Annotated in this window: 15 protein-coding genes; 11 read left to right on the plus strand and 4 right to left on the minus strand. The window is 41.0% G+C overall.

Annotation, left to right across the window (positions count from 1 at the left end):
• Positions 1 to 122 precede the first annotated feature (122 nt).
• From SFRI_RS03245 to SFRI_RS03270, 6 genes are all read left to right on the plus strand, one after another.
• Complete coding sequence (locus tag SFRI_RS03245) at positions 123 to 740, plus strand: DUF5610 domain-containing protein (RefSeq protein WP_011636121.1); 618 nt, start codon at positions 123 to 125, stop codon at positions 738 to 740.
• Positions 741 to 883: 143 nt separating this feature from the next.
• Complete coding sequence (locus SFRI_RS03250) at positions 884 to 1,633, plus strand: ferredoxin--NADP reductase (RefSeq protein ID WP_011636122.1); 750 nt, start codon at positions 884 to 886, stop codon at positions 1,631 to 1,633.
• A gap of 216 nt (positions 1,634 to 1,849) precedes the next feature.
• Entirely contained in the window at positions 1,850 to 2,857 is a 1,008-nt protein-coding gene (locus SFRI_RS03255; RefSeq protein WP_011636123.1) for a Fe(3+) ABC transporter substrate-binding protein, read from the plus strand.
• Positions 2,858 to 2,943: 86 nt separating this feature from the next.
• Positions 2,944 to 4,575, plus strand: a complete 1,632-nt coding sequence (locus SFRI_RS03260) for an ABC transporter permease (RefSeq protein ID WP_011636124.1) — start codon at positions 2,944 to 2,946, stop codon at positions 4,573 to 4,575.
• A 2-nt stretch (positions 4,576 to 4,577) separates the two neighbouring features.
• The gene (locus SFRI_RS03265) at positions 4,578 to 5,609 is read left to right on the plus strand and encodes an ABC transporter ATP-binding protein (protein ID WP_011636125.1); all 1,032 of its coding nucleotides are present in this window, start codon (positions 4,578 to 4,580) and stop codon (positions 5,607 to 5,609) included.
• A gap of 361 nt (positions 5,610 to 5,970) precedes the next feature.
• Positions 5,971 to 6,909: a Dyp-type peroxidase gene (locus tag SFRI_RS03270; RefSeq protein WP_011636126.1), complete on the plus strand. Its 939-nt coding sequence runs from the start codon at positions 5,971 to 5,973 to the stop codon at positions 6,907 to 6,909.
• Positions 6,910 to 6,971: 62 nt separating this feature from the next.
• On the opposite strand, the gene argR is transcribed toward SFRI_RS03270, so the two are convergent.
• Entirely contained in the window at positions 6,972 to 7,442 is a 471-nt protein-coding gene (gene argR, locus SFRI_RS03275) for a transcriptional regulator ArgR (RefSeq protein WP_011636127.1), read from the minus strand.
• A 166-nt stretch (positions 7,443 to 7,608) separates the two neighbouring features.
• Entirely contained in the window at positions 7,609 to 8,034 is a 426-nt protein-coding gene (locus tag SFRI_RS03280) for an META domain-containing protein (RefSeq protein WP_011636128.1), read from the minus strand.
• A 122-nt stretch (positions 8,035 to 8,156) separates the two neighbouring features.
• Here SFRI_RS03280 and SFRI_RS03285 point away from each other — a divergent pair, with 122 nt between their 5' ends.
• From SFRI_RS03285 to SFRI_RS03295, 3 genes are read left to right on the plus strand one after another with little or no spacing between them, the layout of a single operon-like run.
• On the plus strand, positions 8,157 to 8,375 hold the full coding sequence (locus SFRI_RS03285) for a hypothetical protein (protein ID WP_011636129.1): 219 nt from the start codon (positions 8,157 to 8,159) through the stop codon (positions 8,373 to 8,375).
• A 3-nt stretch (positions 8,376 to 8,378) separates the two neighbouring features.
• The gene (locus SFRI_RS03290) at positions 8,379 to 8,927 is read left to right on the plus strand and encodes a GNAT family N-acetyltransferase (RefSeq protein WP_011636130.1); all 549 of its coding nucleotides are present in this window, start codon (positions 8,379 to 8,381) and stop codon (positions 8,925 to 8,927) included.
• Between the two features lie 46 nt (positions 8,928 to 8,973).
• Complete coding sequence (locus SFRI_RS03295) at positions 8,974 to 9,330, plus strand: hypothetical protein (RefSeq protein WP_011636131.1); 357 nt, start codon at positions 8,974 to 8,976, stop codon at positions 9,328 to 9,330.
• A 150-nt stretch (positions 9,331 to 9,480) separates the two neighbouring features.
• Here SFRI_RS03295 and SFRI_RS03300 read toward each other — a convergent pair whose 3' ends face one another.
• On the minus strand, positions 9,481 to 10,059 hold the full coding sequence (locus SFRI_RS03300; protein ID WP_049763511.1) for a GNAT family N-acetyltransferase: 579 nt from the start codon (positions 10,057 to 10,059) through the stop codon (positions 9,481 to 9,483).
• Positions 10,060 to 10,218: 159 nt separating this feature from the next.
• Complete coding sequence (gene metK, locus SFRI_RS03305) at positions 10,219 to 11,370, minus strand: methionine adenosyltransferase (RefSeq protein ID WP_011636133.1); 1,152 nt, start codon at positions 11,368 to 11,370, stop codon at positions 10,219 to 10,221.
• A 539-nt stretch (positions 11,371 to 11,909) separates the two neighbouring features.
• Between metK and tkt the strand changes: the two genes are divergently transcribed.
• Positions 11,910 to 13,904 carry a transketolase gene (gene tkt, locus SFRI_RS03310; RefSeq protein ID WP_041412760.1) on the plus strand — a complete coding sequence of 665 codons (1,995 nt, stop codon included), beginning with the start codon at positions 11,910 to 11,912 and terminating at the stop codon, positions 13,902 to 13,904.
• Between the two features lie 189 nt (positions 13,905 to 14,093).
• Entirely contained in the window at positions 14,094 to 15,113 is a 1,020-nt protein-coding gene (gene epd / locus SFRI_RS03315; RefSeq protein ID WP_011636135.1) for an erythrose-4-phosphate dehydrogenase, read from the plus strand.
• Positions 15,114 to 15,135 lie beyond the last annotated feature (22 nt).

Genomic DNA, 15,135 nt, shown 5'->3' on the forward strand with positions numbered 1-15,135 from the left:
CAAGCTATTCTTTAGTAAACGTAATATAAATAAATTTTTCTTAATTGTTTTAATGTATGGCTTTAGAAATGTGTATTTTGGTCGATAATTAAGCTATCGGTCATTGTATGTGAGCTAATATCATGGAAATTAAACAATCAAATAGCAGTAATGCGAGTCCACTGCGTGACAATAAAACAGTCAATACACCGCAAACTTCATCAACCCACCAAGCTGAAAAAAATACGCCGGTTGAGTCTAAGTTAACCAGCAATCAGCTAAGTCGACAAATGATGAATAATTCGATTTTAGCGGCGCAAGAAGAGGTCAGTATTGCTGCGGGTGATAAGTCTATGGCATTACTTTATCGTGCCGCGATTGAAGCCATTAATGAAGAGCTTGCGCCAACGCTAGGGGAGAACTCAGTCCAAAAGAGTATTGAAAGTGGAGTGGATTACTCTCCTGAAGCGACTGCCGATCGTATTGTCAGCTTTGCCACAAATTTTTTCTCGACACATCAGCAACAAAATAAATCCATGGGATTTGATGAGCAAGTTAGCAGTTTTATGGTGAAAATTGGCGATGCTATTGATCAAGGTTTTAAAGAGGCTAGCGATATCTTATCTGGGCTAAAAGTCTTAGACGGTGATATTGCTGCTGGTGTTGATCAAACCTATGAACTCATACAACAAAAACTTGCTCAGTTTCAGCAAGACCGCCTAGATGCTAATTCAGCAAAGCAAGATTCATCAACTACGTAAACTTAGCTCTGTTCTTTTTAAGCGAATTAATAGCGTTAGATTATTCGCTATAGATATAAATCTGGAAGGCTTTTAATTAAGCAAATATCTGTATAGATTGGTATTATAGTAGATACATAGGCCAGTCTAAAAGGAACAAAGTCATGTGGATTACCGGTACCGTGCTAAAACGCATTGATTGGAATGATAAATTATTCTCGTTGCGTATCAAAGCCGATGTCGAACCTTTTATCGCAGGTCAGTTTATTAAGCTTAGCCAAATGCGTGATGATAAACGTGTCGCGCGGGCGTATTCGCTTGTCAATCCACCAGGGACTGATTATGTCGAAGTGCTGGCTGTTGCGGTAGAGGATGGTCAGTTATCGCCAGATCTAAAAGCATTAAGCCCTGGTGATACCATTCAAGTCACGCCTAAAGCGACCGGTTTTATGACTTTAGATGAAGTGCCTAAAGGGGCATTGCAAGGCAAGCACTTATGGCTGTTAGCGACAGGCACTGCAGTGGGTCCATTTATCTCTATGCTTGCAACCGATGAGCCATGGCAACGCTTTGAAAAAGTCGTGTTAGTTTATGGTGTAAGGCTTGGTGAAGATTTAGCTTATTTAGAAACGATTAAACAGTTTATTAGCCAACATCCTCTTCAGTTTGTGTTTATTCCAATTGTGACCCGTGAAGATTATCCCGAAGGCTTATCATGTCGCATTCCTGATGGTATTAGCAGCGGATTAATTGAACAGAAAGCAGGCTTAGGGATTAATGCAGAACATTCTCAAGTGATGATTTGTGGTAACCCTGGAATGATAAGTGATGCGCAAACCGCTTTGGTTGAAAAAGGCTTAGCAAAAAATCTTCGACGAGCGCCAGGGCAAATTACGGTCGAAAAATACTGGTAACACTTTGGTCAATCTATAGTTCCATGATAGTGGCTTAAGCTTGCCATATTGCCATACAGCATGACGATTTGATGTTTTAGCTTTGGCAACTTAACTGTTGAGAGTGAAACAGCGCTTGCTCCTTTTGGTATGATCACTTACTCTATTGCAATTGATAACCATTATCAATTACGCCGGTTGTGGCGGAATATTGATTCAGTTAGGGAGAGTTGATTAATGAAATTGTTAAAAAGTGTCGCATTATTAGGGTTGGCTTGTGTTGCTTCTTCTGTGAGTGCCGCAGAGGCATTAACGGTTTATTCTTACCGCCAAGCTTTCCTGATTGAGCCTATTCTAGAAAAGTTTACCGAACAAAGTGGTGTCGACGTAAATGTTGTTTTTGCTAAAGATGGTATCGCAGAACGTATGGTGCGCGAAGGCCGCCTATCTCCCGCAGACGTGGTATTAACATCTGATTTCTCTCGCTTAATGGAATTAGTGGAAAAGGATCTTATTTCTCCCGTCGACAGTGCGGTGATTGATAGTAATATTCCAGCTCAATATCGGTCACAACAGAACAATTGGTATGCGCTGACAATGCGCGTTCGTAACCTGTATTCTTCTAAAGATCGTAGCGGTAAAATTGACATCGATTACGAAGACTTAGCCTCAGCAGAATACAAAGGTAAAATTTGTACTCGCAGTGGCAAACACCCTTATAACGTCGCATTAGTGGCGTCGATGATTGCTCATGACGGTGAGGCGAAAACTAAAACCTGGTTAGAAGGGGTAAAAGCCAATCTAGCCCGTAAGCCTCAAGGTAATGATCGTGATCAAGTGTTAGCAGTTAAAGAGGGCATGTGTGACATTGCTATCGGTAACAGCTACTACTATGGCAACATGCTGATGGATAAAAATCAGAAAAGCTGGGCAGAAGCGGTTGAAATTAACTTCCCTAATCAACATAACCGTGGTGCTCATGTAAACGTATCAGGTATGGCATTAGCCAAACATTCACCGCATAAAGATAACGCGATTAAGCTCATGGAATTTCTTACTTCAAACGTTGCGCAGAAAATGTATGCTGAAGTTAATATGGAATATCCGGTAAAAGCTGATGTAGCACCGTCTGAATTAGTGGCGTCATGGGGTGATTTTAAAGCCGATAGTTTGCCTATCTATAAGTTGGCTGAACACCATCAAGCTGCTGTAAAATTGCTTGATGAAGTGAAATTTGATCTTTAACTGAAGCTCGTTTAAATATTATCAGCGCATTATCGATATGATTTACAGATTTATCGATAGTGCGTTGAGTTAACTCGGTATTATTTATGATTTTAGGTTTAACCAGAAGCTGGTCGCTTGCTGGTTATATTATTACGGCAATATTAATCTTGCCACTGATTGCCTTAATTGTGCAGTCCACTCTTCCTGATCAAGCTGTATTTAGCCATTTATTCAATACAGTATTACCGACATACATCGCCAATAGTTTATTGCTCATGTTGTTGGTTGGACTTGGAACACTGGTTTTAGCGATTCCAGCTGCTTGGTTAATTGCCCGTTGTGATTTTCCCTTTCGCCGTTATTTTCAATGGTTACTCCTTCTTCCATTAGCGATGCCAGCCTACATTGTGGCGTATGTTTATACCGATATGCTTGATTATGCAGGTCCAGTGCAACGTGTATTAAGGGCTTGGTTTGGCTGGCAATCTCCCCACGATTATTATTTCCCCGCGATACGTAGTCTTGGCGGGGCAGCGATAATATTGTCGTTAGTATTATTTCCTTATATTTATTTATTAGCGCGTACTGCGTTTATGGAACAGTCTTCCAGTTTATTATACGCATCGCGTGTAATGGGATGCAGTCCGTGGCGCAGTTTTTGGCGTCTTGCACTGCCAATGGCAAGACCTGCTTTGGCTGTCGGCGTGGCACTTGTTGCAATGGAAACCGCAGCAGACTTTGCCACCGTGAGTTATTTTGCCGTACCAACATTAACGACAGCAGTTTACGACACGTGGCTTGGCTATGGCAGTTTAACGGCGGCAGCAAAGCTGTCAGCCATTATGCTGTTGGTGGTATTTTCTATGATTGGCGTTGAGCGGTTTGCTCGTCGTAAACAGCAATTATTTCAAAAACAATCCTCCCTCAACGAAGCTGACAGATATGTGTTGTCATCGAAAATGGCTTGGGTCGCACTAGGATATTGCGCATTATTGTTGTTTATTGCCTTTTTGCTGCCCTTTATGGTGTTGTGTGCCTATGCTATTGATTATTTCAATGAGAGTTGGGATGTTCGTTTTTGGCAATACAGTCTAAACAGTTTATATATTGCCGCTATTGTTAGTGGTGTGTGCGTGGTTTTATCATTGATACTGATGTTTGTGCGCCGTGTGAGTCCGCGAAAAAGTGATCAGATTCCCGCAAGATTGAGCAGCACTGGTTATGCTTTACCGGGTACAGTATTGGCGATTGGTGTTTTGGTACCGCTGACGTTTATCGACTTTGCAATTAACGATATTTACGATTGGTTTGGCGCCCGAGGCCCAGGTTTATTACTGACTGGCAGTGTTTTCGCATTGATTTTTGCTTTTTGTGTTCGTTTTATTGCAATATCCATCGGCAGTTTAGAAAACAGTTATAAGCGTATTTCCCCTTCTTTAGACATGGCTTGCATTACCCTCGGGCGAACGCCTACTCAGTTACTATGGCGAGTACATTTACCTTTATTGCGCAAAGGGATATTTGCTGGTGCTTTGTTAGTGTTTATTGAAAGTATGAAAGAATTACCCGCAGCGTTATTATTGCGTCCTATAGGATTTGAAAACTTAGCGACTTATGTTTTCCAATTTGTGTCAGATGAAAAACTAGAACATGGCGCATTGGCTGCTATTGTTATTGTGTTAGTTGGGCTTGTTCCCTTGATTTATCTTAATCGCTCATTGGAGCAACAAGGCTAATTATGTCAACCTTAACCATTGAAAATGTGTGTAGTGATTATGACGGTCAAGTGGTGTTGCGCCATTTAGATCTTACCCTGGCGCAAGGTGAAATTGTCGCATTATTAGGCCCCAGCGGTTGCGGCAAGACCACACTACTGCGTGCGATTGCGGGTTTACAAGCCATTAGCCAAGGTAGCATCAGCATCAATGGGCAAACGTTGAGTGGTGATGGTGTGTTTGTTGCGAGTGAGCAGCGTGGTGTTGGAATGATATTTCAAGATTATGCCTTATTTCCGCACTTAACCGTGGCAGACAATATCTTATTTGGGGTTAATGAAATCAATCGTACTGTGCGGTTAGCTCGATTAGAAGAAATGCTCGAGCTGGTTAAATTAACCGGGTTGGCGTCTCGTTACCCACATGAATTATCTGGTGGTCAACAGCAACGAGTGTCGATTGCGCGTGCATTGGCATATCAGCCAGAATTATTATTGTTAGACGAACCGTTTTCTAATATCGATGCGCAAGTCCGTAACGATATGATGTTAGAAATTCGCGCCATATTAAAACAACGTAATGTTAGTGCCGTGTTTGTGACTCACAGTAAAGATGAAGCATTTGTGTTTGCAGATAAACTGGCTTTATTTAAAGATGGCGCCATTATTCAACATGGTAAAGCCGAAACCTTATACAGTGAACCAACTGATCGCTACGTTGCCGATTTTTTAGGGGCGGGTAATTACTTACCTGTTACGGTTACCTCCAGCCATCAAGTGCACTATTCCTTGGGCGATCTTAGCAGCACAGAAGCATTGTCTTTGCCTATTGGCAGCCAAGGGCAATTATTATTGAGACCACAGCAAATTGAATTACATCCTAGCATCAATGGCCGAGGGTGCATTGTAGAAAGGCATTTTCTTGGTACGGTATGCCATTATCAAGTCCAAATTGGCGCTGATATTTTGAATGTTAGTAGTCAATTAACAACATTAATGGCAGGTCAACGAGTGGATATAAATATTACAGCGCATCCACTGGTGATTTTTAATTAACTATCAATGCTGTAATCTTAATCGTTCTGCTTATTCTTATTCTTATTCTTAATCTTAGTTCGGGGCAAAGTGGTGGTAAAATAAGCTAAATAGCTGGTTAGGTTTTATTTTTTGATCTCTAACTCTAGTGAGCTAGTCAATAATTGCAATGAATGATCAAGCTGTTATCTGCACGAATATGAGTACAATAGATATTACAAGCTGGCTAAATGTGAGTACACTTCAAGTAATTTACATTTGATTAAGTTAAGCTAATGATCAGCTTAACTGATGAGAGATGTTAATCGTTCTCTAGTCGTATCAAAGCGTTAAATTATCACCGTTTAGGCCGAAATATAGTATTAAGGTGGATGAAGTTAATATGGGTAACCAAGTTATGCCTCGTGAACAGTTAGGGATTTGCGCAGAAGGGAATTTACACAGTGTGTACTTGATGTTTAATGCCAACGACGGTGTTGAAGATCAGTTACGCCCATCTATTGCTAATGTAGCCCAATATATTTATGAACTCACGGATCAATATGCCGACAGTGCTTTTAATGGCTTTGTGGGGATTGGGGCTAATTTTTGGGATACCTTTTATCCAGAAGCTCGCCCAGCATTATTAAAACCTTTTCCTGCCATGAGTGAAGGTAACCGTGATGCACCAGCAATGGAATATGATTTGTTTATTCATATCCGTTGTGATCGCTATGATATTTTGCACCTCGTCGCCAATGAAATTAACCAAATGTTTGAAGATTTGGTCGAGTTAGTCGATGAAGAACGCGGCTTTCGCTTTATGGACAGCCGTGACTTAACTGGTTTTGTTGATGGTACAGAAAACCCTAAAGGACGTCATCGTCAACAAGTTGCGCTTGTCGGTGATGAAGATGAAGAATTTGTCTCAGGTAGTTATGTTCATGTTCAAAAATACATGCATAACTTAAGTAAGTGGCATCGTTTACCGCTTAAAAAACAAGAAGATATTTTTGGTCGTACCAAAGTTGATGATATTGAGTATGAATCAGAAGATAAACCATTAACCAGCCACACAAAACGAGTTAACTTAAAAGATCCACACGGTAACTCATTAGAAATTTTACGTCAAAGCATGCCATATGGTTCGATTAGAGAACAAGGTTTGATGTTTATTTCAGTATGCCGTACACCTGATCACTTCGAACAAATGCTGCGCAGTATGGTGCACGGTGATGGTCATGGGAATCATGATCATTTGATGTTGTTTACTAAAGCGCTGACAGGGTCGTCTTTCTTTGTGCCATCATTGGATTTTTTAACTCAATTTGACGATGCGTAAAAGCCCGTTTTAGGCAATAAAAAAGCAATGCCATGGCATTGCTTTTTTATTTTAATGAGTTTTTATTCACTATAGTTGAATAAAGATCTAACTGTTTCTAATGTCTCATCAATCGTTTTAATACTTGCTGGACAGATGAAAATTGTGTCATCACCAGCAATAGTACCTAATATCCCTTCTGGTTTGCCTATTGAATCGAGCAAACGGGCGATTAATTGCGCTGCACCTGGGCTAGTTCTGACCACGATCATGGCTTGGTTATGATCAACATCCAGTACTAAATTTTTAACTGGGCTACCCGCAGTAGGTACACCTAGCTCGGCAGGGAGGCAATACACCATCTCTTGCTTAGCATTGCGAGTGCGAACAGCACCAAATTTGCTGAGCATGCGTGATACTTTAGATTGATTAATATTACCGAATCCTTCGGCTTGAAGCGCATTAACAATCTCGCTTTGGCTTCCAAAACGTTCTTCTTTGAGAATCGCTTTAAAAGTTCGTACGAGCTCATCCTGATTTCTTGTCGCTGGCATAGTGATAATTCATCTTATAGTTGTTATTCAAAAATCTAGCACATTTTGAATAGATTGACTTATTAAGTCAAGAAAGAATCAGATTTATTGAATAAAAATTCATTTTGTAGTGGAACTTTAAACTGACACTAATAACTCATCCGGCGACTCATCTGAACCATAAGCTTTAGGATACGGGTAACGATTGTTTTGTCAGCACTAATAGCGTATCACCATTTAAAGACAATAGATTGAGTTTTCCTTTAGAGAAATCAACTTGTTGTACCAATGAAATCGCTTGCATCAGTTCGGCTTCTTGGGTGATTAAGCTATCAATGCAGGCTTTCATGGTTGAACCTGATGGCGCAAGTTGAAGCAGATGACCTTGTTGGGTGTAACGACCAAAAAATTGATTACAACTATTATTACCTGTTAATTCACCGTTTGGAGCAAACACTAAAGTTGCTGGGCTATTATTAATGGTAGGAGTGTCGAGGACGACTTCTACATGCCAAGTACCAATTAATTGTTCATTTGAGACAATTTGAGTATGGCTTTGACAAGCACTAAGGCCTAAAAATATAACAGTGGCGCCGAGAATATGCTTTATCATGTTGAGAGAGTTCCATATACGAAAAAATTGCCACTATTCTACTACTTGAGTGTGAATAAGAGCGTAAATAATTGTAATGTTTTGGATTAATGAACATTATTTAACGTATCAAAGAGTCGCAAATGATCAAATTAGTTAAAGTGTTGCATTTCGTCGGTTTAATTATGTTGCTGGTGGGCATCGGCTTATATTGGCAAAGTGATATAGGTCAACAAGTCAGTGGAATGTTGGTCATTGCGTTACTCATTGGCGTGGGAACATTAATTATGTCTCCGCTGCCTGTTGCGCTAGTGATAGAATGGGCTAAGAAACAATCTCCCAATTCAGGGTCAAAGGAATAATCATTGTCATTTATTATCCGTAAGGCGTTATTAACCGATGTTGCTGCTATTGTGCAGCTAGAGCGTGCTCATGTTGATGATGAGTTGTTAGGTTCAAACAGCCAACTTCATGCTCATTCATTTACCAAATCAGAGGTGAGCCAGTTGATAAATCAACATTGGTTTATCGTAGCTGAAGAGCAAGGGGTGATCATTGGGTATGTGATGGCAGCGAAATGGTCATTTTTTTCCGCGCAACCATTGTACCGACATATTATTCAAAAACTTAAGTTTGCCGATTTACAAGGGCAAGCTTTATCGACGACTAACACTTGTCAATATGGACCCGTTTGGATACAAGAATCAAAACGTGGCCAGGGAGTGTTTTCTGCATTGGTTACAGAATTAAAGAAACAAGTAGCGGATACCTTTCCATTTATGGTGACGTATGTTGCCGCTGATAATGCGCGTTCGTTGGCAGCCCATCAACAAAAAGCCGCAATGACAGAGATTGATCAATTCAGTTTCGAGCAACGTGATTATTGTTTGTTGGCTACGACTAATATTACGTAAGTGCCATTTATGGGAGTTGTTAAAGTGATTATTTATGAGGAACGTGATGAGTACTAACTTTGACACACTCTTTTCGCCTTACTTGGATTTAAGGCTGTCTGCATTTGACAATCTGAAGCTGATAGCCGCGGTGTTGGCAGACGCAACAGAGTTGTATGAGTGTGTTGAAGCGGATGTACAAAATCCAGATAATCCGCAATTGCAGCAATCGGGGTATTTTGTCCGCTGGCAAGACATGTGGCTATTTTGTGGCGTAACCAATAATTATCAAGCAGGGATTACACTATTTACCGATGTCGAGCGGATTAACTTAGCGACTATCAGTGTCAAAGTAGTGCCAGTAATGACAATGCAACAAGTGTCGTTTATGTGTATAGAAAGTTCGCATTTCGATCATTGTTAACGGGTTAAATAACCTCGTACTCAACACTACCAGTGCTGCGTTTCTTGCTGCTTAATAGACTTTAAGTGTCTCCAAAATCATTTGATTTTGTCTGAACTTTGCTTATATATTTCATTGGATTAGGCTATTGAACTGGATTATTGAGCTAGATTATTTATCGGGTTCATTAAGCTGCATCAACACGAGTGGCCGTTGTTCGCTGTGATAGCGGCGATACAACTGAATGATGTCTGCTGGTATTGCTGATAAATCATGTTGATCTATAACGATAAAGTGCAGCTGTTGATATAAGTCGATTAACCACGGATGAGCAAACAAGAAGCAATTTTTAGTGATTAATTGAGGCGCTATAAATTTCAATAACTGAGTTGAAAGCTGTTGTCCACGGTAGTCAGGATGAACCAACAATCCATTGATTAATTGATATTGGCCAATAGGTTTAACTCTTATCGCCGCGATTATTTTTTGCTGACTTATATCAACTTCATCAGTTCCATCAATAGTGGATGAGCTAAGATGATGAATAACAGCCACAGACTCTTTCTGAGCTAACCGAGCATAAGGCATATGCTGACGATAGAATAACTTGATTGCAGACCACTGTTTAATGGCTGGCAAGTTAATGGCTGGAATGTTAGTCACAGGGCTGTTTATCGCACTGGCGTTAGTTGCCGGTGACGGCTGGTGGTTTGCTGTTATCTTTGTGTTTAGCCAAGTGGGTTGATACATAATCTGAGCCATTCTTGATATAAAATGTTGAGATCAAATATTGAGATTGAATTATTGTGTCGCCAATTAGATAAAATAAAACCGCCAGTTGGCGGTTTTATTTTTTATCGTTTTAGCTTAATACAGATACTCGCTTAAGACGATAATTATGCTAGCTGATTATAAACCTGCATCCGCACGAAGTGCTTCAGCTTTATCAGTCGCTTCCCAAGGGAAGATATCACGGCCAAAGTGACCATAAGCAGCAGTTTGCTGATAGATTGGACGCGCCAAATCTAACATTGCCGTTAAGCCGTATGGACGTAATTCGAAGTGTTGACGTACTAATTTAATCAATACTTCTTCCGATACTTTACCGGTACCGAATGTTTCAATACTAATAGACGTTGGCTCTGCAACACCAATAGCATAAGACACTTGTAGTTCACAACGGTCAGCAAGACCAGCTGCAACAATATTCTTAGCGACATAACGTGCAGCATAAGCCGCGCTACGGTCTACTTTAGATGGGTCTTTACCAGAGAAAGCACCACCACCGTGACGAGCCATACCGCCGTAAGTATCTACAATAATCTTACGACCTGTTAAACCACAGTCACCAACTGGGCCACCAATCACAAAGCGACCAGTAGGGTTGATAAAGTATTTAGTGTCTTTGTTTAACCATTGTGCTGGTAATACCGGCTTGATGATGGTTTCCATTACCGCTTCAATCAGATCAGCTTGTGTCACATCTTCACGATGTTGAGTTGATAATACAATCGCATCGATACCGATGATTTTGCCATCATCATAAGCAAACGTGACCTGGCTTTTAGCATCTGGGCGTAACCAAGGTAGTGTGCCGTCTTTACGGACTTCAGACTGACGCTTAACTAATTTGTGGGCGTAAGTAATCGGTGCAGGCATTAATACGTCGGTTTCATTGCTGGCATAACCAAACATTAGCCCTTGATCACCAGCACCTTGCTCTGCAGGATCTGAACGATCAACACCTTGATTGATGTCTGGTGACTGTTTGCCTATGGCATTAAGTACCGCACATGAATCAGCATCAAAACCCATATCTGAATTGGTATAACCGATTTCGCGTACCGTTTTACGGGTAATTTCTTCTATGTCGACCCAAGCAGAAGTGGTGACTTCACCGCCCACTAATACCATACCGGTTTTGACATACGTTTCGCACGCAACACGAGCTTTTGGATCTTGCTCAAGTATTGCGTCTAATACCGCATCAGAAATCTGATCGGCGATTTTATCTGGATGACCTTCTGAGACAGACTCAGAGGTAAACAAGTGCTTTGCCATAATAGGAAAATCTCGTTGGTTGCATTTGAATATACGTCTAGACGTCTATTTTAGTCGAAATCTAATCTGATAACACCCCTTTATACGAATTTAACTGGAGAATTGTGCAGTGGTGCATGAATATTTTTTATTCACAAGGAGTGTGTTTAGCGGTGAGGCTAATTAACATTCTGATTAAAATCGGTTTTTATAGTTTTTACTGATCGAATTTAACTACTTTAGTACTATTAATTGAACAATGTTAGCCATGGTTAGGAAGCTTTATGTGACCTTAAAACCTTTGTTTTAATGATGTTAAGCTAGTTTCGTGCTCGACTGTCAATTAATAATTACTCACAGCATCAATGCACTTTTTGGTGATGTGATCATCTTATATGGTGAATAAATGTAGCGGTGTTGATGCCTTATATAAGCAAAATGGCGTTTATTACAGACATAAAATGTAATGAGAGAAATTTTAATTTGCGTCACATCGCCTTGTAGGGGAAAATATGGCTTCACAATTGCCCGTTAGACCTTACAAACAAGCAGGAGAGAGCATGTCATCTCGTAAAGTACTCGCTAACGCTATTCGCGCCCTAAGTATGGATGCGGTTCAAAAAGCCAATTCTGGTCATCCAGGTGCCCCAATGGGGATGGCTGATATCGCCGAAGTGCTATGGAATGATTTTCTAAAGCACAATCCAACTAATCCTAACTGGGTCGATCGCGATCGTTTTGTTCTGTCAAACGGTCATGGCTCTATGCTTATCTACTCTTTACTGCATTTATCTGGTTATGAATTGCCTATCGAAGAGCTAAAGCAATTCCGTCAGTTGCATTCTAAAACACCTGGTCATCCTGAATATGGTTATACCCCTGGTGTTGAAACCACAACGGGTCCTTTAGGTGCTGGTATCAGTAACGCAGTTGGTATGGCGATTGCTGAAAAAACCTTAGCGGCTCAGTTTAACCGTCCTGGACACGACATTGTGGATCACTTCACATACTGTTTCTTAGGCGATGGTTGTTTAATGGAAGGGATTTCTCACGAAGTCAGTTCATTAGCTGGAACATTAGGCCTTGGTAAGTTAGTGGCATTTTGGGATGACAACGGTATTTCTATCGATGGTCATGTTGAAGGTTGGTTCACTGACGATACTCCTAAGCGTTTTGAAGCCTATGGCTGGCATGTTGTTGCTGATGTAGATGGTCATAATCCAGATGCTATCCGTGCAGCAATTGAAGAAGCTAAATCTGTAACAGATAAGCCATCAATGATTTGCTGTAAAACCATTATTGGTTTTGGTTCGCCTAACAAATCGGGTAGCCATGATTGTCATGGTGCACCATTAGGTGATGCTGAAATTGCAGCAGCTCGTGAGTTCTTAAACTGGCCACACGCTCCTTTTGAAATCCCATCTGATGTGTATGCTGGTTGGGATGCAAAACATAAAGGTGTTGCTAACGAGTCATTATGGAATGACAAGTTTTCGGCTTACCAAGCAGCGTTCCCAGAACTTGCTGCAGAATATGAACGTCGCGTATTAAAAGGTGATTTACCAGCTGATTTTGAAGCTAAAGCACAAACCTTTATTCAAGAAAGCCAAGATAAAGCCGAAGGTATTGCGAGCCGTAAAGCGTCTCAAAATGCCATTGGTTTCTTTGGTGCTATGTTGCCTGAATTACTTGGTGGTAGCGCAGACTTAGCCGGCTCTAACTTAACGCTTTGGTCTGGTTCAAAAGGTATTCAAGACGATCCTGCCGGTAACTACATCTATTACGGTGTTCGTGAATTCGGTATGAGCGGTATTATGAACGGCGCGTCGTTACATGGTGGTTTTATTAACTATGGCGCAACCTTCATGATGTTCATGGAGTACGCACGTAACGCGGTACGTATGTCAGCATTAATGGGCATTCAAAACATTTTCGTTTATACCCATGACTCTATTGGTCAAGGCGAAGATGGCCCTACTCATCAGCCGGTTGAGCAATTAGCTAACTTACGTTTAACGCCTAATATGGCAGTATGGCGTCCATGTGATGCAGCGGAAACTGCTGTATCTTGGAAAGCGGCCATTGAACGTCGTGATGCACCTACATCATTAATCTTTAGTCGTCAGGGTCTTAAAGCCCAAGCGCGTACCGCTGAGCAATTAGCTAACGTAGCTAAAGGTGGTTATGTACTGTCTGATTGCCAAGGCACTGCTGATGTGATTTTGATTGCAACAGGTTCAGAAGTGCAATTAGCTATGGATTCTGCAGTAGAGCTAACCAAACTAGGTCAAAAAGTACGGGTAGTGTCTATGCCTTCTACTACCGAGTTTGATAAGCAAGATGCAGCATATAAAGAATCGGTACTACCAAAAGGAGTCACTAAACGTGTTGCTGTTGAAGCGGCACACGCTGACTTCTGGTACAAATATATTGGTTTTGATGGTGCTGTAGTGGGTATGACCACCTTTGGTGAGTCTGCTCCTGGTGGTGATTTACTTAAACATTTCGGCTTCACTGTTGATAATGTAGTAAAAACTGTCCAATCTTTAGGATAATCAACTGAGATTAAACACTTATCTATTAGGTGTTTAATCTGTATAATAACGGCCTGCAATACTATTGTAGGCCGTTTTTTTATGTCTTTAATTCACGTAAAATAATATATGCTAAGTCACTTATTAATCAGTGTTTTTATCATAATTGATTAAATAACAAGTGCTTCGGTTAATTACTCTGGACCCTAAATGATTCGAGTTGCAATTAATGGTTATGGCCGGATTGGCCGCTCAATACTTCGTGCATTGTACGAATCTGGAAAACGTCAACAAATCCAAATTGTGGCGATCAATGAGTTGGCAAAGCCAGAAGCCATTTGTCATTTAACCCAATACGACACGACTCATGGTCGTTTCAAGCATACCGTTAAGCTAAATGGTGATCAGTTGCTTATCGGCGATGACAGCATTTTGTTACTCAATCAACCTGATGCTAATTTATTGCCTTGGGCAGAGCTTGATATCGATATTGTTTATGAGGCCACCGGCAGCTTAATTGATCGTCAAGCTTGCGAAGCACACATTCATGCAGGTGCTAAGCAAGTGCTGATTAGCCATCCTTCTTCAGCAGATGTTGATGAGACCATTGTATATGGTGTGAATCATGATTTGTTGCGCGCAGAACATACCGTTATTTCTAATGCATCTTGCACTACCAATTGTATTGTCCCGGTTATCGACGTATTGGATAAGCATTTTGAAGTTAAGAGTGGCGCCATTACCACTATTCACTCGGCGATGAACGATCAACAAGTGATCGATGCTTATCATGATGATTTACGCCGAACTCGCGCAGCGGGCCAATCTATTATTCCGGTAGACACAAAATTAGCGCGAGGCATTGAGCGTATTTTGCCGCACATGAAAGACAAGTTTGAGGCGATTTCTGTTCGAGTGCCAACCATAAATGTGACCGCGATCGACCTGTCAGTCACGTTAGAGAAAAAAGTCAATATTGAGCAAATTAACAGTGTGCTGCAACGTGCGTCAAACGGCAGTTTTAATGGTATTTTAGGTTATACTGACGAGCCTCTGGTATCGTGTGATTTTAACCACGATCCACGTTCGAGTATTGTAGACGGAACCCAAACGCGTGTCAGTGCCGGCCACTTGGTCAAATTATTATTATGGTGCGACAACGAATGGGGTTTTGCCAACCGTATGCTTGATACTAGCTTAGCGATGATTCAAGCAAAGTTAGATCGGTAATATCAATAGATTATGTCGCAAT

This window comes from Shewanella frigidimarina NCIMB 400 (assembly GCF_000014705.1).
Taxonomy (GTDB): domain Bacteria; phylum Pseudomonadota; class Gammaproteobacteria; order Enterobacterales; family Shewanellaceae; genus Shewanella; species Shewanella frigidimarina.

Excerpts from the sequence above, each read along its gene's own strand:
- SFRI_RS03250 (WP_011636122.1), top strand. The coding sequence starts at position 884 with ATGTGGATTACCGGTACCGTGCTAAAACGCATTGATTGGAATGATAAA.
- SFRI_RS03270 (WP_011636126.1), top strand. The coding sequence starts at position 5,971 with ATGGGTAACCAAGTTATGCCTCGTGAACAGTTAGGGATTTGCGCAGAA.
- SFRI_RS03285 (WP_011636129.1), top strand. The coding sequence starts at position 8,157 with ATGATCAAATTAGTTAAAGTGTTGCATTTCGTCGGTTTAATTATGTTG.
- metK (WP_011636133.1), bottom strand. The coding sequence starts at position 11,370 with ATGGCAAAGCACTTGTTTACCTCTGAGTCTGTCTCAGAAGGTCATCCA.
- tkt (WP_041412760.1), top strand. The coding sequence starts at position 11,910 with ATGTCATCTCGTAAAGTACTCGCTAACGCTATTCGCGCCCTAAGTATG.
- SFRI_RS03295 (WP_011636131.1), top strand. The coding sequence starts at position 8,974 with ATGAGTACTAACTTTGACACACTCTTTTCGCCTTACTTGGATTTAAGG.
- epd (WP_011636135.1), top strand. The coding sequence starts at position 14,094 with ATGATTCGAGTTGCAATTAATGGTTATGGCCGGATTGGCCGCTCAATA.
- SFRI_RS03280 (WP_011636128.1), bottom strand. The coding sequence starts at position 8,034 with ATGATAAAGCATATTCTCGGCGCCACTGTTATATTTTTAGGCCTTAGT.
- SFRI_RS03265 (WP_011636125.1), top strand. The coding sequence starts at position 4,578 with ATGTCAACCTTAACCATTGAAAATGTGTGTAGTGATTATGACGGTCAA.
- SFRI_RS03245 (WP_011636121.1), top strand. The coding sequence starts at position 123 with ATGGAAATTAAACAATCAAATAGCAGTAATGCGAGTCCACTGCGTGAC.
- argR (WP_011636127.1), bottom strand. The coding sequence starts at position 7,442 with ATGCCAGCGACAAGAAATCAGGATGAGCTCGTACGAACTTTTAAAGCG.
- SFRI_RS03255 (WP_011636123.1), top strand. The coding sequence starts at position 1,850 with ATGAAATTGTTAAAAAGTGTCGCATTATTAGGGTTGGCTTGTGTTGCT.
- SFRI_RS03260 (WP_011636124.1), top strand. The coding sequence starts at position 2,944 with ATGATTTTAGGTTTAACCAGAAGCTGGTCGCTTGCTGGTTATATTATT.
- SFRI_RS03300 (WP_049763511.1), bottom strand. The coding sequence starts at position 10,059 with ATGTATCAACCCACTTGGCTAAACACAAAGATAACAGCAAACCACCAG.